This is a genomic window from Bradyrhizobium iriomotense (genome assembly GCF_018130765.1).
GTDB classification, from domain to species: domain Bacteria; phylum Pseudomonadota; class Alphaproteobacteria; order Rhizobiales; family Xanthobacteraceae; genus Bradyrhizobium; species Bradyrhizobium iriomotense_A.
In genome coordinates this window covers 17,746-33,000 of record NZ_JAFCJZ010000012.1, presented here as the reverse complement: position 1 = coordinate 33,000, position 15,255 = coordinate 17,746, and the positions used below count along the sequence as shown (strand labels likewise).

Here is a 15,255-nt window from a genome sequence, read left to right as displayed (position 1 = left end):
AATGAACGAAAGGCCCGCGAATGCGCGGGCCTTTTTCATCCGCGCAACATCGTCTCCGCCGTCGCCAGCCCGCTCACCAGCGCGGCCTCGACCGTGCCCATGTCGCGTCCCCGATAGAGCGCTTCGCCGGAGAACAGCACGGCACCATCGGCGCCCGCGAGCACAGCTTGCGCATCGCGCGTGCGCGGCGTCGCCCAGGAATAGGCGCCGCGGGCGAAGCGGTCATGCGTCCAGTTGGTCGCCGCGGCCGCGACGAGCTCGCGCGCGACAGCCTCGCGGGGCAGATCGAAGATCGTGGCGAGCGAAGACAGCCCGGCGTCGATCAGTCCCTGCGAATCGAGATGCGACAGCTCCGCCGTCCGCGGGCCGCCGAACCAGCCGGTGAGCGCGGCATGCTTGTCCGGATAGCGCGTCCACCACACCGGAATGGTCTGGTCCGACAGCAGGAAGGTCATGTCGGTGAGGTCAGGCTTGCGCTCGCGCCACCATGGCCGCGCGAAGCGCAGCAGGATTTTTATCACGCTGCCGAAGCCGATGTCGTCGGCAGCAGCGGCCTTCGTCCGCGCAGCCACGGGCAGAGCGATGTCCCGCAACAGCGGCAGCGGGACGGTGACGATCACGCGATCGCAGGCGTGCACGTTGCCATTGGCGCAACGGATGACAAGCGCGCCGTCCGCCTCATCGATGGCCGAGACCACGCAGCCGAAGCGGATGATGGCGCCATGCCTGCGGCACTCGCCCGCCAAAAATTCGATCAACGCGCCATAGCCGCCGACGATGCGCGCCTGCGCGTGATGCCCGCCGTCCATCCATTCCTCGCGCAGCGCCAGGATCGAGGCGCGCGCCGGATCGGCCGCATCGTAGCCTTCGACCATGCGCTCGATGGAATGGCGCAGCCGCTCGTATTCAGGTCCGGCAAAGTACCTCCGCAGGAAATCGGCGACGGTGAGATCGTCCTTCAACGCCCCGAGCACGGCCTGCAGCTCCGCCTCATGCGGATCGTGCCGGTCCTCGCGCGAGAAATCCGCGCCGTCAAAGCTCCATTGCGTGCCCTCGATCTCCTGAAGCGACAGCCCCGCCTCGCGCAGCAGGGCGCGCGTGACCGGCGCCTCGCCATGGACGAACTCGGCGCCGCCGTCGGCGGGGTAGCCGAACTCCGATGCCGGCAGTGGGTGGATGCGACCGCCGCAGCGCTCGCGCGCTTCGAGGATCGTTACCCTCTTGCCGCCGCGCGCGAGTTCACGCGCCGCCATCAGGCCGGCCGCACCGGCGCCGACGATGACAATGTGCTCCGATGTGTCCGACATGGCGGCGCTTTACCCGGCCACGCCTTGCGGATCGTTCTTGATCAGATAGCGCAGCAGCAGCACGCCGCCACCGAGCTCCCGCACGCTCTCCAGCGTCATCGCTGCAAGCGGCGCGCGCTTGTCGCTATCCGCTTCCGTCGAGTCGAACACGAACGGTGCGCCCTTGGCGCCGTCGATTGCGGGGCTGAGGATCAAATTGAATTCGTCGATCAGACCGGCGCGCAGGAAGGCGCCATTGGCGACGCCGCCGCCCTCCACCAGCAGCCGCTTCACCCCTAGCTCGTGATTGAGGATGTCGAGCGCCAGCGCCAGGTCGATCTCGGACTTGCCGGCGAAGATGTAGGACACGCCCTCGCCGCGGAGCCCCGCAAGATGCGAATCCGGCACGCTCTCGGTCAGCACCACCACGATCGGATCGCCGCCGATATCCGAACGGCCCCAGCCGATCTTGCCCTGCGCATCGAGCACGACGCCGTAGGTCTTCGCATCGCGCCGCGCGAACCAGTTCTGACGCGGAAACGCCTCACCCGACATCGCGGGATAGGGCTTGCCCTTGGCGAACTCCGAACCGGTGACGCGGCCGATCACCCAGGCATCACCGCCGAGCTCCTCATGGATCTTCTCGAACCAGTCCGTGCCTGCGCCCTTCGGACGCCAGCGGCTGGGATGCGTGCGGCCGTCGAGGCTCGAATGCATCAGGCAGATGACATACGGCTTCATGCAAATCTCCTGATGACGCTCAAGCCGCCGTTCCGCTGCCGCCGCCACCTTTGGCACGATCATTCGCGATCACCGCGAGCGGATTGAGCTTCGGCGGCGCTATGAGCTGGAGCGTGTTGGTGTCGTGATGATTGAACGGCGCGCCGCGGACGAACAACTCGGTCTGGATCAGATAGGTCCAGCTTCCGTCGTCGTTGAAGGTGATGTCGCAGCGGTAGGAATCGGTGCGGAAGGCCTGTTCCAGGAAGTCGGTCGAGCAGATCCCGTAGGCGGTATCGCCGCGCTTCGCGGTGACCGAGATCTTCTTGTCGTCCGGCGCGGCCTTGCCCGAGGCCAGCAGCACCTGCCCGCGCGGGATCGCCAGCGTCTGCATGATCAGCCCGGTCGCGGGCTCCCACAGCCAGTAGCCGACCTGATCGTGGAAGGTGATGTCTTCTTCCGGCGTGTTGATGTGGATGTGATAGCGCAAGCCATAGAACAGCTGCGGGCCGTTGGCCTGCGGATCGATCGGGTCCATCCTGACGCGCTCGATGAAGGTCCGCCGCTCCGGCCCCTCCGCCTTCGGATTGATGTCGATGCCCTTGTCCGCCTGCCACGTGCCGGCAAGTCGGCGAAGCGGGCCGAGATTGGCGAGGGCGTCGGGCGAGACGTCCTCAGGCTCGGTGAAGATGTCGGCGGGAATGGGGAGCATGGCTGGCCTCGCGTCGTTGCGGGGAGCAGCCATAGCACGGCGGCGGGAGCCTGGCTCGTGCTCCAGCCTCACAATTGCGAATAGGCACCGGCGCCCCGCGCAGACGGTCGCTGGGGCACCTCGCAGCTCCCTGCAACATGACGCGAAGCGGAGCCGAACCGACCTGGTTCGGCTCCGCCGCCGGAACGTTTAGTGGCGATGATCGCGGACCTCGGGCTGATTGCGATGGTCCCGGACGACGGTCTGGTTGCGATGGTCGCGCACCACGGGCGGGTCGCGGTGGTCGCGGACGATGGTAAGCGCATTCGCGGGTGTCATCACGCCTGCCATGGTGATCGCTGCGAGAGCCACGAGGATGTAGTTGCGCATGAGTCTTGTCCTTTGCCTGGTGGATCACTGCGAGCCACCCGACAACAGGCTAGATCGACCTGCGAGAATGATATGTGTCGTCAATCACGCGCTGGCCGTCGACGTGCTCGCGACCGCGTCGTCCAATCGGAGGAGACGCAGGCGACGGCGCAAGTGGCGCTGCGCACCCCGCCCGGAAGCCGTCACGCGATCCTGTCGACGATCAAACAGGCCGATCGCCTCGCGCGCCTTCAGCCCGCCTTCGCACCCGTGATGGCGGCAAGCGCCTCGACGAGGCGGTCGAGATCGGCCTCCTCTGTGTAGAGCGCCGGCGTCACGCGGATGCACTGGCCCTTGGCGACGCCGGCCCGGCGAACCGTCAGGACCTTGTGCGTGTCCCTGAGCTTCGCCACGATGGCGTCGTTGTCGGCCTTGCTCGTCTTGCCGGCGAGGCGGAAGGACGTGATCGCACCATAGAGGCCGACCTCGTCCGGCGTCAGGATCTCGAGATCCCTGAAGCCCCTGCTGCGGCTGACCCAGTAGTCGCGCAAGTAGCGCAGGCGCGCCTGTTTCGCCGCAGCACCGATCTGCTGGTGGAGTTCGACGGCCGTGGGCACCGTCAGCACCGTCGCGAAATTGACCGTGCCGGTATGCACCCGCGAGCGGATGTCGGTTTCCGGGAAGTCCTCGTCACCGAGGTCGCGATCGATGTCGGCAAGGCGGTCCTTCCGAATGTAGAGGAAGCCCACGCCGACCGGCGCGCCGATCCATTTGTGCAGGTTGAAGCCGACGAAATCGACCTCGAGCTCGCCCACCCTGAAGTCCATCTGTCCCCAGGAATGAGCGGCATCGACGATGACGTCGACGCCCTTCGCCCTGGCCATGCGCGCGATCTCGGTGATCGGCATGATGAGGCCGGTGCGATGACTGACATGGGTGAGGAGGAGAAGCCTGGTCTTCGGATTGGCCTCGAGGGCGCGGGCATAGGCGTCGAGCACGCCCTGACGGGTGGCCGGCTCCGGCACGTCGAACTTGACCACGTCGACGCCGCGGCGCGCCTTCAGCGCATTCATGGCATATTGCATCGAATCGTAGTCGAGGTCGGCGTAGAGCACGCTGTCGCCGGGCTTCAGCCTGTTGTAGCCGCTGATGAGCAGCTGCAGCGCTTCGGTCGCACCGCGGGTGAGCGCGATTTCCTCCGGCGCAGCTCCCACCGCCGCCGCCACCTTGGCCCGCACGGCCTCGAAATCCGCGCCCGCGCGCTGCCGGGCGTAGTAGGTGTTTTGATAGTTGACCATGTCGGACAGGCGGATGAACTCGCGCCTCACCGGCTCGGCCATGATGCCCCAGAAGCCGTTCTCCAGATTGACGACGTCCGGCGTCACGGCATAGAGCCCCTTCACGGCCGTCCAATAGGCCTTGTCGGTGGCGATTGCGGCCACAGGTCCGCTCGGCTGCGCCGGCAGGCCCTCGGCAGCAGAAGCCGGCGCCGCCAGCGGCGCGACGGCTGCGGCCGCGAGGCCCTTCAGGATCGACCGGCGGTCGGAAGAAATTGTCTTGATCAGATGCATGTCCACTCTCCGCGAAGCGCGGCGAAAGGAGCAGCATTCATTGACCGGGCGATGACAATCCGATGATCCCGGCGGCCCCGCACAGGGACTATGCGTGCATCACGCGGGCGGTTGGGGGACTGAGGGCCGCGGATGGCGGCCCTCAGCCGAAGACCGCGCTCAAGCCGCTTCCGACATCGATTTCGCACGCTGCTCGAGCACGCCGATCGTCGACACCAGATTGTCGCGCCGCGCGCGAAGATTGGCCGCGAGCAGCGGATAGGTCGGCTGGTTCACGTCGAACACCCCGGTTTTCGCTTCTTCCTCGAGAATGTCGGTGTTCAGCAGCCGAACACGCCACCACAAATCGGCGATCAACGCATCGAGCTGGAGTTCACCAGCACCAGAACGGGACACTTCCTGCATCACTTGCCTCAATCTGAAACGGCCACCTCTGCTGGGGCCTGGATTGGACTCAGCGGAGCAAACCCAGTGCCAGGAATGGGCGGGCGAGATCCGGTTCGGGAATCGGCAGCGCACGGCGCGGTGGTCCGGTACTTTTCGAATGGCCCGCACCTTTTGAAATCATCAGCCTGGCCAGGCGGCCCGTCACAAGGATGCGGACCTGGAGCTGGATGGACGACCTTGCCATACTGCCGGCATGAGCGAGATCTTTCATCTCTTTGCCCCAGGGGCCGATCCTGTCTCCTCGCCACTTCTGCTGCTTCACGGGACTGGCGGCACCGAACTTGACCTCCTGCCTTTGGCCCGTGACCTGTCTCCCCGGAGGTCGGTCCTTAGTGTCCGAGGAACCGTTGCGATTGAAGGCGGCTTCGCATTTTTCCATCGACATCCTGACCGGACAGTCGATGAAGCGGACATAACAGAGCGCGCCTCGGTACTAGCCAACTTCCTGGAGACATGTCGCTCGCATCACGGATTTGGGGCGCCGATCGCGCTAGGTTTTTCGAATGGCGCGATCATGGCCGCCGCGCTGCTCCTGACCAGACCCGGCCTGAAGGCTCAGGAGGCGGCCAGTCCTATCCTATCGACGAGTGCAAGTAACCCATCCTGCCGTCACAGCCTGTCTCGAGCTCTCGCGGATTGCACCGCAATATTGCAGATGCGAGGAGATGACCGCCCCACCTTTATACCTGTCAGGATGACGCGGCCATGGAGTGCAGCGCGGACTGTTTGACGCGCATAAGTTGCGATGTCACCTTACCGGTGCTCGCACGGTTTTTCTGGACCGGTGCGTGTTGATCGAGCTGGGGGGCTTCCATGAAGAAGGTTATCGCGCCTGTCGCCGGGCTTGTCTTGTCGGCCGTCTTTGCCGTCTCTTCGCTGCATGCTGAACCGGCTTCCTGCTCGGCGGCCGGCGCGAATTGCCGGTCCCAAGTGAAGCTCAAGGTGCCTGCTTCGGAGCAGGCTCCCTTCATGAGCAAGTGCGCCGCCGCCGAGCAGCAATGCAAGGCGAATTGCAACGGCAAGACCAGCGTGTATGTCAGCATGTTCGACGGCACGCAGCATCCGACCGGTTCATGCAAGTAGCGCGGATGCGTGCATAGATAACACGTATTGATCGTCTCGTGCGTCCGCCCCCTGTGCGCCCGCGCACGGGATCAATCGGTGACCATCGGTCCAAACGCCTCCCATCGGTCCCCCCTGAAGCGCATCATTCGGAACTCCTTGACCACACGATAGTCGGCCGGGCGGGTGTTGACGGAGAGCCCCGGGAGCAGCAGATCGAGTTTCACGTTTTTCAGGCTCGTCGCTTGCGCCATGACATTCTCGCGCGAGAGATTGTCGCCGCATTGCTTCAAGACCTGCAGCAGCAGCTCGGCGGCGCTATAGCCATAGACCGTGAAGATGCTTTTCCGGTCACCGCCCGGATAGTAACCGTCCATGAAGGCGCTCCATCGCTTCATGCCTTCGTCATCACGCCAGGTTGGGTCCGTGGCCTCCTTGAATGAGCTTGCCGAGATGATGCCTTGTGCGTTCTCGATGCCCGCGGGAATCAGAACTGCGTCGATCGAGGACGAGCCGACGCCAAGGAGGTGAACGGGCTTCCAATCCAGCTCGGCCATCTTTCTGATGACCTGGGCGGCAAACTTCGAGGCAGCCATGTTGACGAGAACGTCGACACCGGCCGCCTTGAGGCGCACGACCTGCGAGTCGACGGTCGGGTCCGTCACATCGTATGAAGCGTCACTGACGATGAGTTCGGCGGCCCGTGCGCCGAGCGCTTCCTTCAACCCGGTCAGATAGTCCCTGCCGCTCTCATCGTTCTGGTAGAGCAGGCCGATTCTGGCATTCGGATAGTTATCCAGGATGAAGCGCGCGTAAACGCGAACCTCCGTGCGCAGATTGGGAGCAAATCCCATCGTCCAGGGGAAGTTGACCGGATCCTCGAAACGCGTCGACCGCCCGGCCACGAAAAGCTGAGGGATCTTGCGGTCATTGAGATATTTCTGGACCGCGATGTTCGAGGCATTGCCGAGCGTCTCGAACGTGAACAACACTTCGTCGCTCTCTATGAGCTTGCGGATCTGCTCGACGGTCTTGGACGGCGTCGCCGCATCGTCGTAGGAAATCAAAGTGATCTTGCGTCCATTGACGCCGCCACGATCATTGATCATGCGGAAATAGGCTGCCTGCACCTTGCCGATCACGGAGGATGCCGAAAGCGGACCGCTATAGGGCATCGTCTGGCCGATCTTGATCTCGGTATCACTCGCGCCTGGACCATATTGACGATCACCGCCGAGCAAAGGGGGCGCGATGAAAAGTCCGGCCACAAGGATTGCCGCTCTGGCCGCATTCGTGCGCAAGCTCTTGCTCATCGCTGTAACCCTTCGCTGGAGAGCTCGTGGATCCGGGCGCCGTTCACGGCATGCATGCCTCTTCGCTGGCTGAAGAGCGAACTCATGGCGCCGCCCGCGAGAAAGCTGTTCAGCCGGATGGGATCAGAGCCGGCAAGCGCAGTCCAACGAGCCCTGCCCACAGTGGTTTGGGAAATCTTCCCGGTGTTCGGCAAGCCTACGACCGGCAACGACCGGCAGCGTTGGGGCGGTTCGACGTTAGGCTTCAAACCGGCGATGACCGCCAAAACGCGAAAGGCGCCCCTCACGGGTCGCCTGCGCCGATATCGCCAAACCGGTGGCTATGCTCGAACCCGGGCGTCCTAACCAATGGAATCATTTGAAATTGCTATATAAATTCAAGTCGCGTGGGAGCATCGGCTACCTGCGTCCTCCCAACGGTTTTCGCCGAGTTTATGATGGACGCGGCTTGGCGACCCGCGCAGCGGCCGCGCTCTGAGCTGCCCAGCACCAGAGCTAACCAGGATTAGAGACGCTCGTTGGCCGACCGCATTGATTGGGATAATGATCGTTGCTGGTCGCCTTGGCTTCTTCGGCGACCACGCCCATCTCGCCAAATCCCCAATGCTTCGCAGCCTTTCGGGCGCAACTGCTAGTTTACCGTGGGTAAGCTTTATGCAATGAACGATGTCACCGCTCGAACGAACGCCGATGCCTTGACCGAGAAACGCCTCGCTCAAACAAAGACTCGAGAAAGCCCGCCACGCACCGATGTCGGGACGATAATCCTCCATTGGGCGACCGCGCTCGCGTTCGTCGTAAGCCTCGTTACCGGCATACGCATCGCAGCGGACGCGCTGCACGCCCCCTTCTCGAAATGGCTCGCTCCGGTCCTGCCGCAGGGCGAGATCTTTTCCTGGCATTTCCTCGGGGGGCTCGCGGTCTTCTTCTGCGGGTCGGCCTACGTCGCCTACCTCGCGCGCAGCGGCCTCGTCGAGCGCAACAGCCCCAAGAAGACGCGGATCCTCGCGATGCGCGCCCCGGCTCGCCTCAAATGGGGAGCCGTCAACGTCGTCCTGCACTGGTTCGTCTATGCGCTCGTGATCTTCCTCACGGCGACGGGCGTCATGATGTATCTCGGCTATGGCGGCTGGTGGGCTTATCTCCACTCGACCGCCGCCTTCGTCGGGCTCGCCTATATCTTCGCGCATGTCGCCGCGCATTATCTCTATGGCGGCTGGCAGCAGATTTTCCGTGTGTTTCGGCCGACGCCGCTCGCGATCACGAAGGCCGTTCGGCCGAGGCCTCTTCTCGTCGCCGCTGCAATCGGGGTGGCAGTCGCGTGCGGCGTCGCCGGGCTCGACTGGGCGACGCGCGATACGCTCGTCGTCGCGCGGGTGAGCGCCGCGCCCAAGCTCGACGGCGCCATGGGAGATCCCGCCTGGTCGCGCGCGCTCCCCGTCTTCATTCGCACGCAGCAAGGTGCCAATCTCGGCGGATCGGGCGAATCGCTCGTGGAGGTGCGCGCCCTGCACGACGGGCAGAAGATCTATTTTGCCTTCCGCTGGGAGGATCCCACGCGCTCCCTGCGCCGCATTCCGATCATCAAGCAAGAGGATGGCTGGCACGCCGTCGACGAGCATGCGGGTCTGCAAGACGCCGCCGACTTCTACGAGGACAAACTGTCGGTCATTTTCTCGGACAATCCATCGCTGGGCGGCGCAGGGGCGACGGATCTCGGCGCCAACCCGCTGCCCGGCAAACCGATGCCGATCAACGGCCGGGGCTTCCACTTCACGACGGATGGCAGCTACATAGACATGTGGCAGTGGAAGGCGTCCCGCGGGGGCATGCTCGGGCGTGTCGACAGCCAATATATCGGCCCGCCCTACGCCCCGACCCTGGACGAGCAGAATTACGATGCCCGCTACCAAGGCGGCTATTGGAATAAGCCTGGCCGCACTCTTTATTCGTATAACTTCAAGTTCATCCACCGCAACGACAAAGGGCCCGTCACGGTTCTGCGGCTTCCCAAGGACTGGAAGGCGCAAGTCGCAGCCCTCGGCAAATTCGATCTTGATCCCAACAGCAGCGACGACGAGAACGGCCGCTGGTACATGTTCGACTGGGAGAGCGAACCCTACACTCCAGAGGCCGACGCGAGGATTCCCGTCGGCACGATCCTGCCCGGCGTGATTATTGCTGGCGACACCGAAGGAGAGCGAGCCAATGTCACTGGGGTTTCAAAATGGAGCAACGGACATTGGACGCTCGAGCTGACGCGCAACATGAAAAGCGATGGCAGATATGACAAAGCCTTCGTGCCAGGCCGCGATCTCTACATGTGGGTCGCCGTCTTCGACCATGCACAGACGCGGCATGCGACCCATAACCGCCCGGTGCGTGTCGTGTCGCAGAAATAGGGCTCTCATGATCGGCGACGAGCTCGACCGGAGGCCACTCCTAGAGGCCTCGCGATGAAGAGGCCTTGTCGGCTCGTCATCAACGGCAAGCTCGTCGAAGCCCGCGCCGGCGAAAGCCTGATCGACGCGGCGCTCGGCGGCTCGATACTCGTTCCACACGACTGCAGATCGGGACAATGTCAGAGCTGCCGGGTGACGGTCGTTTCGGGCTCGGTCGATGCCGGCGGCTCGGGCTATGGCCGCACTGTGCTCGCCTGCCAGGCAGCGGTCGCAGGCGATGCTGAGATCGAATTCGAAGAATTGCCGCTGCCGGTCAAGCGGGCGGGCGCCGTCACCGAGATCAACCAGCTCTCGTCGGAGATCGCCGAAGTCGTGCTGACGACCTCAGCGCCGCTCGAGTTTCGGCCGGGCCAATATGTGCGCGTCAAGTTTTCCGGCTATCCTGCGCGCGAGTTCAGCCCGACCTTCAGGCTCGATGGTTCCTTCAAGCAAGCCGAACTCGTCTTCCACATCCGGTGCCTGCCTGACGGCACCGTGTCGGGCCAGCTCGGCAAAGCCATCAGGCCCGGCCATGCGGCGCATGTGCAAGGCCCCTTCGGACAAGCCTACCTACGACAGGGTCAGGGGCCGCTGGTGCTGGTCGCCGGCGGAGCAGGCTGGGCCCCGATCTGGGCGCTCGCCCGCTCGGCGCGCTCGACCCAGCGCAACCGCGAGATAACGGTCGTCGCCGGCAGCCGGGATGCCGACAATCTCTATATGCTTCCCTCGTTGCAGTGGCTGATCGACGACGGTGTCCGCGACGTCATTGCGACGACGGAGGTCGGGTCTACCCTGCCGATCAGGCCCGGGCGCCCGTCGCACTACCTGCCCCTGCTTGGGCTGGAGGATACTGTCTACGTCGCCGGCCCCGTTGGTCTCGTCGAGACCGTAAAGAACAAGGCGCGCTCGGCCAATGCGCAATGCTACGCCGATCCTTTCCTGCCGAGCTCTCAAACCCCATCGCTGATGGACAAAGTCACCCGTCTTTGGCGAAGCCGGGAGCAGCCTCATCGCCCCGGTCTGTGAGCCGATGCCGAGTTCAGCAGCGCCGGCGGCCGCCGAGCCCCGGCGCCTCACGGCTTGACGGGCAGACTACCGAGGCCGGTGATGACGTCGGCTGCCTTCTGCGCATCGGCAAAGCGCAGAAAGGCCAGGGCGTCCGGATCCTGCAACGTATTTAAATAGATCAGCGCCAGCACCACGCTCGAGGGATAATCCGCGTCCGTCGGGTAGTGGCCGTCCACGCGAAGCACCGTGAGCCCCTGTTCCAACGGCCGCGAGAAAGGACCGAAGCCGATCGCGCCTTGCACATCGCGAACCGTCTCGATCGCTTCCTGTGTGGTCGTTGCCATCTTCGATTTCTCGGTGATCTCGAGATCATGCCAGCCGGGCATGCTGGCCCGTAGCACGGTGAGAGTGCTGTCCTGGTCCTCGCGCCGCACGACGCGGATGCGCATATCGGCGCCGCCCAGCTCCTTCCAATTCGCAACGCGGCCCGAATAGATCGCAACGAGCTGAGCACTTGTGACGGCACTCACTCCGCAGCCGGGATGGACGATGAAAGCTGAGGGCAGGCGGGCGATCGCCTTGTAGACGATGCCGGAAGCCGCTTCGGCGTCGGTCAGGCGGCGTGCGACGCGCCCCAAGATCGCCTTACCGGACCCCACGGCCGCGATGCCTCCGCCAGAACCGATGCTCGGCGGGACCTCGACCTGTGCCGATCCTTCCTGCTGCATGAAGCTCGCGGCGATGGCGCGCAGGACATCGATGCCGTCTCCGGTCCCAACGATGTCGAGCCTGCGTGTTTCGGCGCCAGCGGCATTCACCCCCGCAAGGCAAAGGCCCAAGAGGGCTGCCATTAACCTCGAAAATGCCATTGCAGACCCCTTCGAACCACGAGGTGCACAATCTGGCAAAGAAACCTAAACCTTCTGTTGTCGCAACGCCGTGCCTTTTGGAATCATCAGTGTGGCGAACGGAAAGTAAAAGCACACAATCTGATGGTTTCGAAAAACCAGTTGGTAATTAACTAGCCACAAATAGACGACAAATAGACGATTTAGAGGGTTTCACTCGCCTAAATTCGGCGCCTGGAAGACAAGTCAGTGGGGGCCTCAGTGAGCGACATTTGATCGGTCCCCGCAAGTTCAGGGTGCTGGCAGTGGTGGCGACTGACACCGATATGGCGAAGGCATCGAGGGCGCCGCCCCGCTGGCGTCGTTGGGCCGTTCCGTCCGGGGTTCCAGGTTTTCCCTCCTCTATCGCCATGCGCCTTGTCGCCGTCGTGCTCGCGACCGGCGTGCTCGGGCTCGGCCTCATCGGTGGCGTGACGGCGCTACGCCTGCAGCAGCAACTGGGGCAGCAGGCTGCGGCACTGGGCGAACTCTCAGAAGACCAGCTCGCTCATCGCCTCGACGGCGAGGCGCAGTTGGCGCGCGCGCGAATCGAGGTCCTCGGCGCGGAAACCGCATCACGCCTGCGTCAGATCGCTCAGCGCGCCGATATCGCAAAGGCGGTCGCCTCGAACAACGATGTGACTATCCGCGAGCTGCTCAGCATCGTTGCTTCGACCTCCGGCTTCGAAAGGCTGATCGCCTTCGACGAAACCGGCCGCGTGATCGGTGCCAACACGCCCCTCGACCTCCTCGCTCTGAACGGGGCGATCGAGGGGACCGACCTCTCTGTCAATCTCAGGGCGATCCTCAAGGACAATAGCCGCTCGCACCCGCGGGGTGAGGAAGGCACCTATGAGCTCAAAGCGGGTGAATTGTCAGCGCTAGGCCTGCCGAAGCGCCACACTATAGCGCACACGGCAATCGAGCCCGTGTTCGACGACTTCGGCGACCTCATCGGCGCGCTTGTCGCCATCCGACCGCTCGGGCGCACGGAGCGGACTCTCGAGAACTTCACTTCGCTAGCTAATGCCGGCGTGGTCATCATCACGGGTGACAACGAGATCGTGTCTTCCGCGGGGCCTGAAGGGGTGAAATTCAGCAGCGCCAGGACGCGTTTGGGCGGGCTGCAGCGCTCCGATGACGGCAACTACGTCGCGCGCTGTGTTGAATATGAGGCGACGCTCAAGGTGTGTACGTTCGCGAGCGCATCGCTCGTGACGACGACACGCGATCAGATGTTCCAGATCGGCGCCACCCATACCCGTTCGCTGATGTGGCAGTTCCTGGCATCCGCGGCGCTGGCGCTCGGTGCCTTGGTCGTCGCGCTATTGGCCGCCGTAAGGCACTTCACGAAAGGACTTTCGGCGCTCGCCAAGACCGCCCAGGAAATCGCGGGAGGCAATCTCGACGTTCCGTTCCGCGCAACGGGCATCGGCGAGGTTCGCGGCCTCGGCCTCGCATTCGAGCGAATGCTGACGCATTTGCGGGCCAGCACGCGAAGAATTCGTCAACTCGCTTTCTACGATACGGTGAGCCGCATTCCCAATCGGGAGAAGATGCGCGTCGATGCGCCGGCGCTCATCGACGCTGAAGAAGGCGGAGCGCTGTTCTTCCTCGACCTCGATGGCTTCAAATCCATCAACGACACTTTCGGGCACAAGGCTGGCGACGAGCTGCTCAGGATGGTGGCCGAGCGCTTGAGCAATTTGCTGACGTCCAAGGTCGCTGCCGGCAAAAGTCTGCTCGCCCGGGTCGGGGGCGACGAGTTCGTCGCCATCATCGCTGGGGTGAAGACGGTCGAGGCCGCGAGCCTCTGTTCCCGCGATATGATCGAGACGCTGCAGGTTTCCTTCAAGCTCCAGAGCAACCATGCGACCATCGGCGTCAGCATCGGCGTTGCGATCTGGCCCACCCACGGCACAACCTATGACGATCTCCTGATCCGCGCCGACCTTGCGATGTACGTCGCGAAGAGCTCGGGACGCAATACCCACGCGTTCTTCACTCCGGATCTCGCAGAGGTCGCGCGTGCCCGGCATGCGCTCGAAACCGATCTCGCCTTGGCGATCCGCAATGAAGAGCTCGTCGTCCATTACCAGCCCAAGGTGTCTTGCGTGGATGGCCGCATCCTGGGGGTGGAGGCGCTGGCGCGCTGGCATCATCCGAAGGAGGGTGACATTCCTCCTCAACGCTTCATCAAGATCGCGGAAGAGATCGGCCTCATCATGGAGATCGACCGCTTTGTGCTCAGGCGCGCGCTCGCCGAAATCGGGGGCTTGATCCGAGCCGGCTCAAACCTCGTGCTCGCCGTAAATGTCGCGGCGACGGAAATCGAGGACCCGCTGTTCATCAAGGATATCGTCACGACCGTTCGCGAGGCCGACTTCCCGCCGCCACACCTCGAGATCGAGGTCACAGAATCGGTCGCGATGCGCAATCCTGATGTCGTGCGCGAGAGAATAAGCCTGCTCAGGCAATTGGGCATACGCTTCGCTATGGACGATTTCGGAGCCGGCTATTCGAATCTTTCGACGATGGCGAGGCTCCCCTTCGATGCCGTGAAGCTCGATCGCACGCTCGTCGCGGGTGTCGCGGAAGACCGCGAGAAGCAGACGATCCTTCGCCTGGCGCTCGGACTTGCGGACGAATTGGGGTTCGAAACGGTCGTAGAAGGCATCGAAACGGCCGAAGACCTTCGGTTCGCGGCCGAACACGGCGCGACCATGGCGCAAGGTTATATTTTCTCTCCGCCGATATCGCTCGAAGCGTTCACTGTCCTGCTCCAGCCGAGCCTTTTGGCTTCGGCGGTCGAAGTGGCGCCCGGGCGACACGGAGCGGAGCGGCAGGCTGCTATCCGCTGAGGCGTCGGCGACGACACCGCCGCAGATGCCGATCGGAGACCGAACAGGCCTATGAGAGCTCTGCAATGGCTCGCGGTTTTATACTGAATGGTGGGAAAATGGTGCGCCATTCAGAGCAAAACCGCGAACTCTTATATATTTGAAATTGCGATATAATTTCGAAGGCCGCTGGCCCAGATGCAGACGGCGAATGGGGCTTACAGAACCAAGCGTTGACCGCCATGGGCGGCAAAAGCATTTATCAACCGGGCGCCGAGCGCGAGCCAGTTCAGATGAGCCGGGGTCGTCCAACACGAGCCGTGATCCGTTACCCAAGCGCTATGGAGGCACTGACTCGGGCGGACGCGCGCGACACACTCCTCGGCAACACCGGGTCCAAATAGATCGGCAGCATGCCAAACGACGGGCGGATCGCTGTCAGGCTTTCGTCCCCTGCTCGAAGAGCGCAGCTCACGCGCACCGGTTGCGAAGACATCAGCCGCATCAACATGCTACCAGGAATAGTTGGCGAACATTTTCGCCACATTGACTCCTGGTTGCGCCCCCACTAACGTCTTGGTTGCCAAAGCGTTAATTTTCTTGGTCGCCGCCCTTTTATT

The 15,255-nt window shown here is 63.4% G+C and carries 13 protein-coding genes; 3 read left to right on the top strand and 10 right to left on the bottom strand.

What is annotated here, in order from left to right; translation table 11 throughout:
- Nucleotides 1–35: 35 nt before the first annotated feature.
- From JQ635_RS20815 to JQ635_RS20775, 9 genes are all read right to left on the bottom strand, one after another.
- A complete protein-coding gene (locus JQ635_RS20815) occupies nucleotides 36–1,307 on the bottom strand; it encodes a flavin monoamine oxidase family protein (RefSeq protein WP_211411657.1) in 1,272 nt (423 codons plus the stop codon).
- A gap of 9 nt (nucleotides 1,308–1,316) precedes the next feature.
- On the bottom strand, nucleotides 1,317–2,027 hold the full coding sequence (locus JQ635_RS20810) for a RibD family protein (RefSeq protein WP_211411656.1): 711 nt from the start codon (nucleotides 2,025–2,027) through the stop codon (nucleotides 1,317–1,319).
- 19 nt (nucleotides 2,028–2,046) lie between these two features.
- Nucleotides 2,047–2,718, bottom strand: coding sequence for an FABP family protein (locus JQ635_RS20805; RefSeq protein ID WP_211411655.1), 672 nt, complete (start codon nucleotides 2,716–2,718; stop codon nucleotides 2,047–2,049).
- Nucleotides 2,719–2,907: 189 nt separating this feature from the next.
- Nucleotides 2,908–3,087, bottom strand: a complete 180-nt coding sequence (locus JQ635_RS20800; protein ID WP_211411654.1) for a hypothetical protein — start codon at nucleotides 3,085–3,087, stop codon at nucleotides 2,908–2,910.
- A gap of 230 nt (nucleotides 3,088–3,317) precedes the next feature.
- Nucleotides 3,318–4,637 (bottom strand): aminotransferase class V-fold PLP-dependent enzyme, encoded by a 1,320-nt coding sequence (locus tag JQ635_RS20795; RefSeq protein ID WP_211411653.1) that lies wholly within the window; start codon nucleotides 4,635–4,637, stop codon nucleotides 3,318–3,320.
- Between the two features lie 159 nt (nucleotides 4,638–4,796).
- Nucleotides 4,797–5,042, bottom strand: a complete 246-nt coding sequence (locus tag JQ635_RS20790) for a hypothetical protein (protein WP_211411652.1) — start codon at nucleotides 5,040–5,042, stop codon at nucleotides 4,797–4,799.
- Nucleotides 5,043–5,091: 49 nt separating this feature from the next.
- On the bottom strand, nucleotides 5,092–5,346 hold the full coding sequence (locus JQ635_RS20785; RefSeq protein ID WP_211411651.1) for a hypothetical protein: 255 nt from the start codon (nucleotides 5,344–5,346) through the stop codon (nucleotides 5,092–5,094).
- A gap of 427 nt (nucleotides 5,347–5,773) precedes the next feature.
- A complete protein-coding gene (locus JQ635_RS20780; RefSeq protein WP_211411650.1) occupies nucleotides 5,774–6,139 on the bottom strand; it encodes a hypothetical protein in 366 nt (121 codons plus the stop codon).
- 99 nt (nucleotides 6,140–6,238) lie between these two features.
- Nucleotides 6,239–7,459 (bottom strand): ABC transporter substrate-binding protein, encoded by a 1,221-nt coding sequence (locus JQ635_RS20775; protein ID WP_211411649.1) that lies wholly within the window; start codon nucleotides 7,457–7,459, stop codon nucleotides 6,239–6,241.
- 659 nt (nucleotides 7,460–8,118) lie between these two features.
- Here JQ635_RS20775 and JQ635_RS20770 point away from each other — a divergent pair.
- The gene (locus JQ635_RS20770; protein WP_211411648.1) at nucleotides 8,119–9,861 is read left to right on the top strand and encodes an ethylbenzene dehydrogenase-related protein; all 1,743 of its coding nucleotides are present in this window, start codon (nucleotides 8,119–8,121) and stop codon (nucleotides 9,859–9,861) included.
- Between the two features lie 54 nt (nucleotides 9,862–9,915).
- Nucleotides 9,916–10,926 carry a 2Fe-2S iron-sulfur cluster-binding protein gene (locus tag JQ635_RS20765; RefSeq protein WP_211411647.1) on the top strand — a complete coding sequence of 337 codons (1,011 nt, stop codon included), beginning with the start codon at nucleotides 9,916–9,918 and terminating at the stop codon, nucleotides 10,924–10,926.
- Nucleotides 10,927–10,973: 47 nt separating this feature from the next.
- On the opposite strand, the gene JQ635_RS20760 is transcribed toward JQ635_RS20765, so the two are convergent.
- Nucleotides 10,974–11,777: a PstS family phosphate ABC transporter substrate-binding protein gene (locus tag JQ635_RS20760; protein ID WP_211411646.1), complete on the bottom strand. Its 804-nt coding sequence runs from the start codon at nucleotides 11,775–11,777 to the stop codon at nucleotides 10,974–10,976.
- 251 nt (nucleotides 11,778–12,028) lie between these two features.
- Here JQ635_RS20760 and JQ635_RS20755 point away from each other — a divergent pair, with 251 nt between their 5' ends.
- Nucleotides 12,029–14,656: a putative bifunctional diguanylate cyclase/phosphodiesterase gene (locus JQ635_RS20755; protein WP_246583670.1), complete on the top strand. Its 2,628-nt coding sequence runs from the start codon at nucleotides 12,029–12,031 to the stop codon at nucleotides 14,654–14,656.
- The last annotated feature ends 599 nt before the right edge of the window (nucleotides 14,657–15,255 follow it).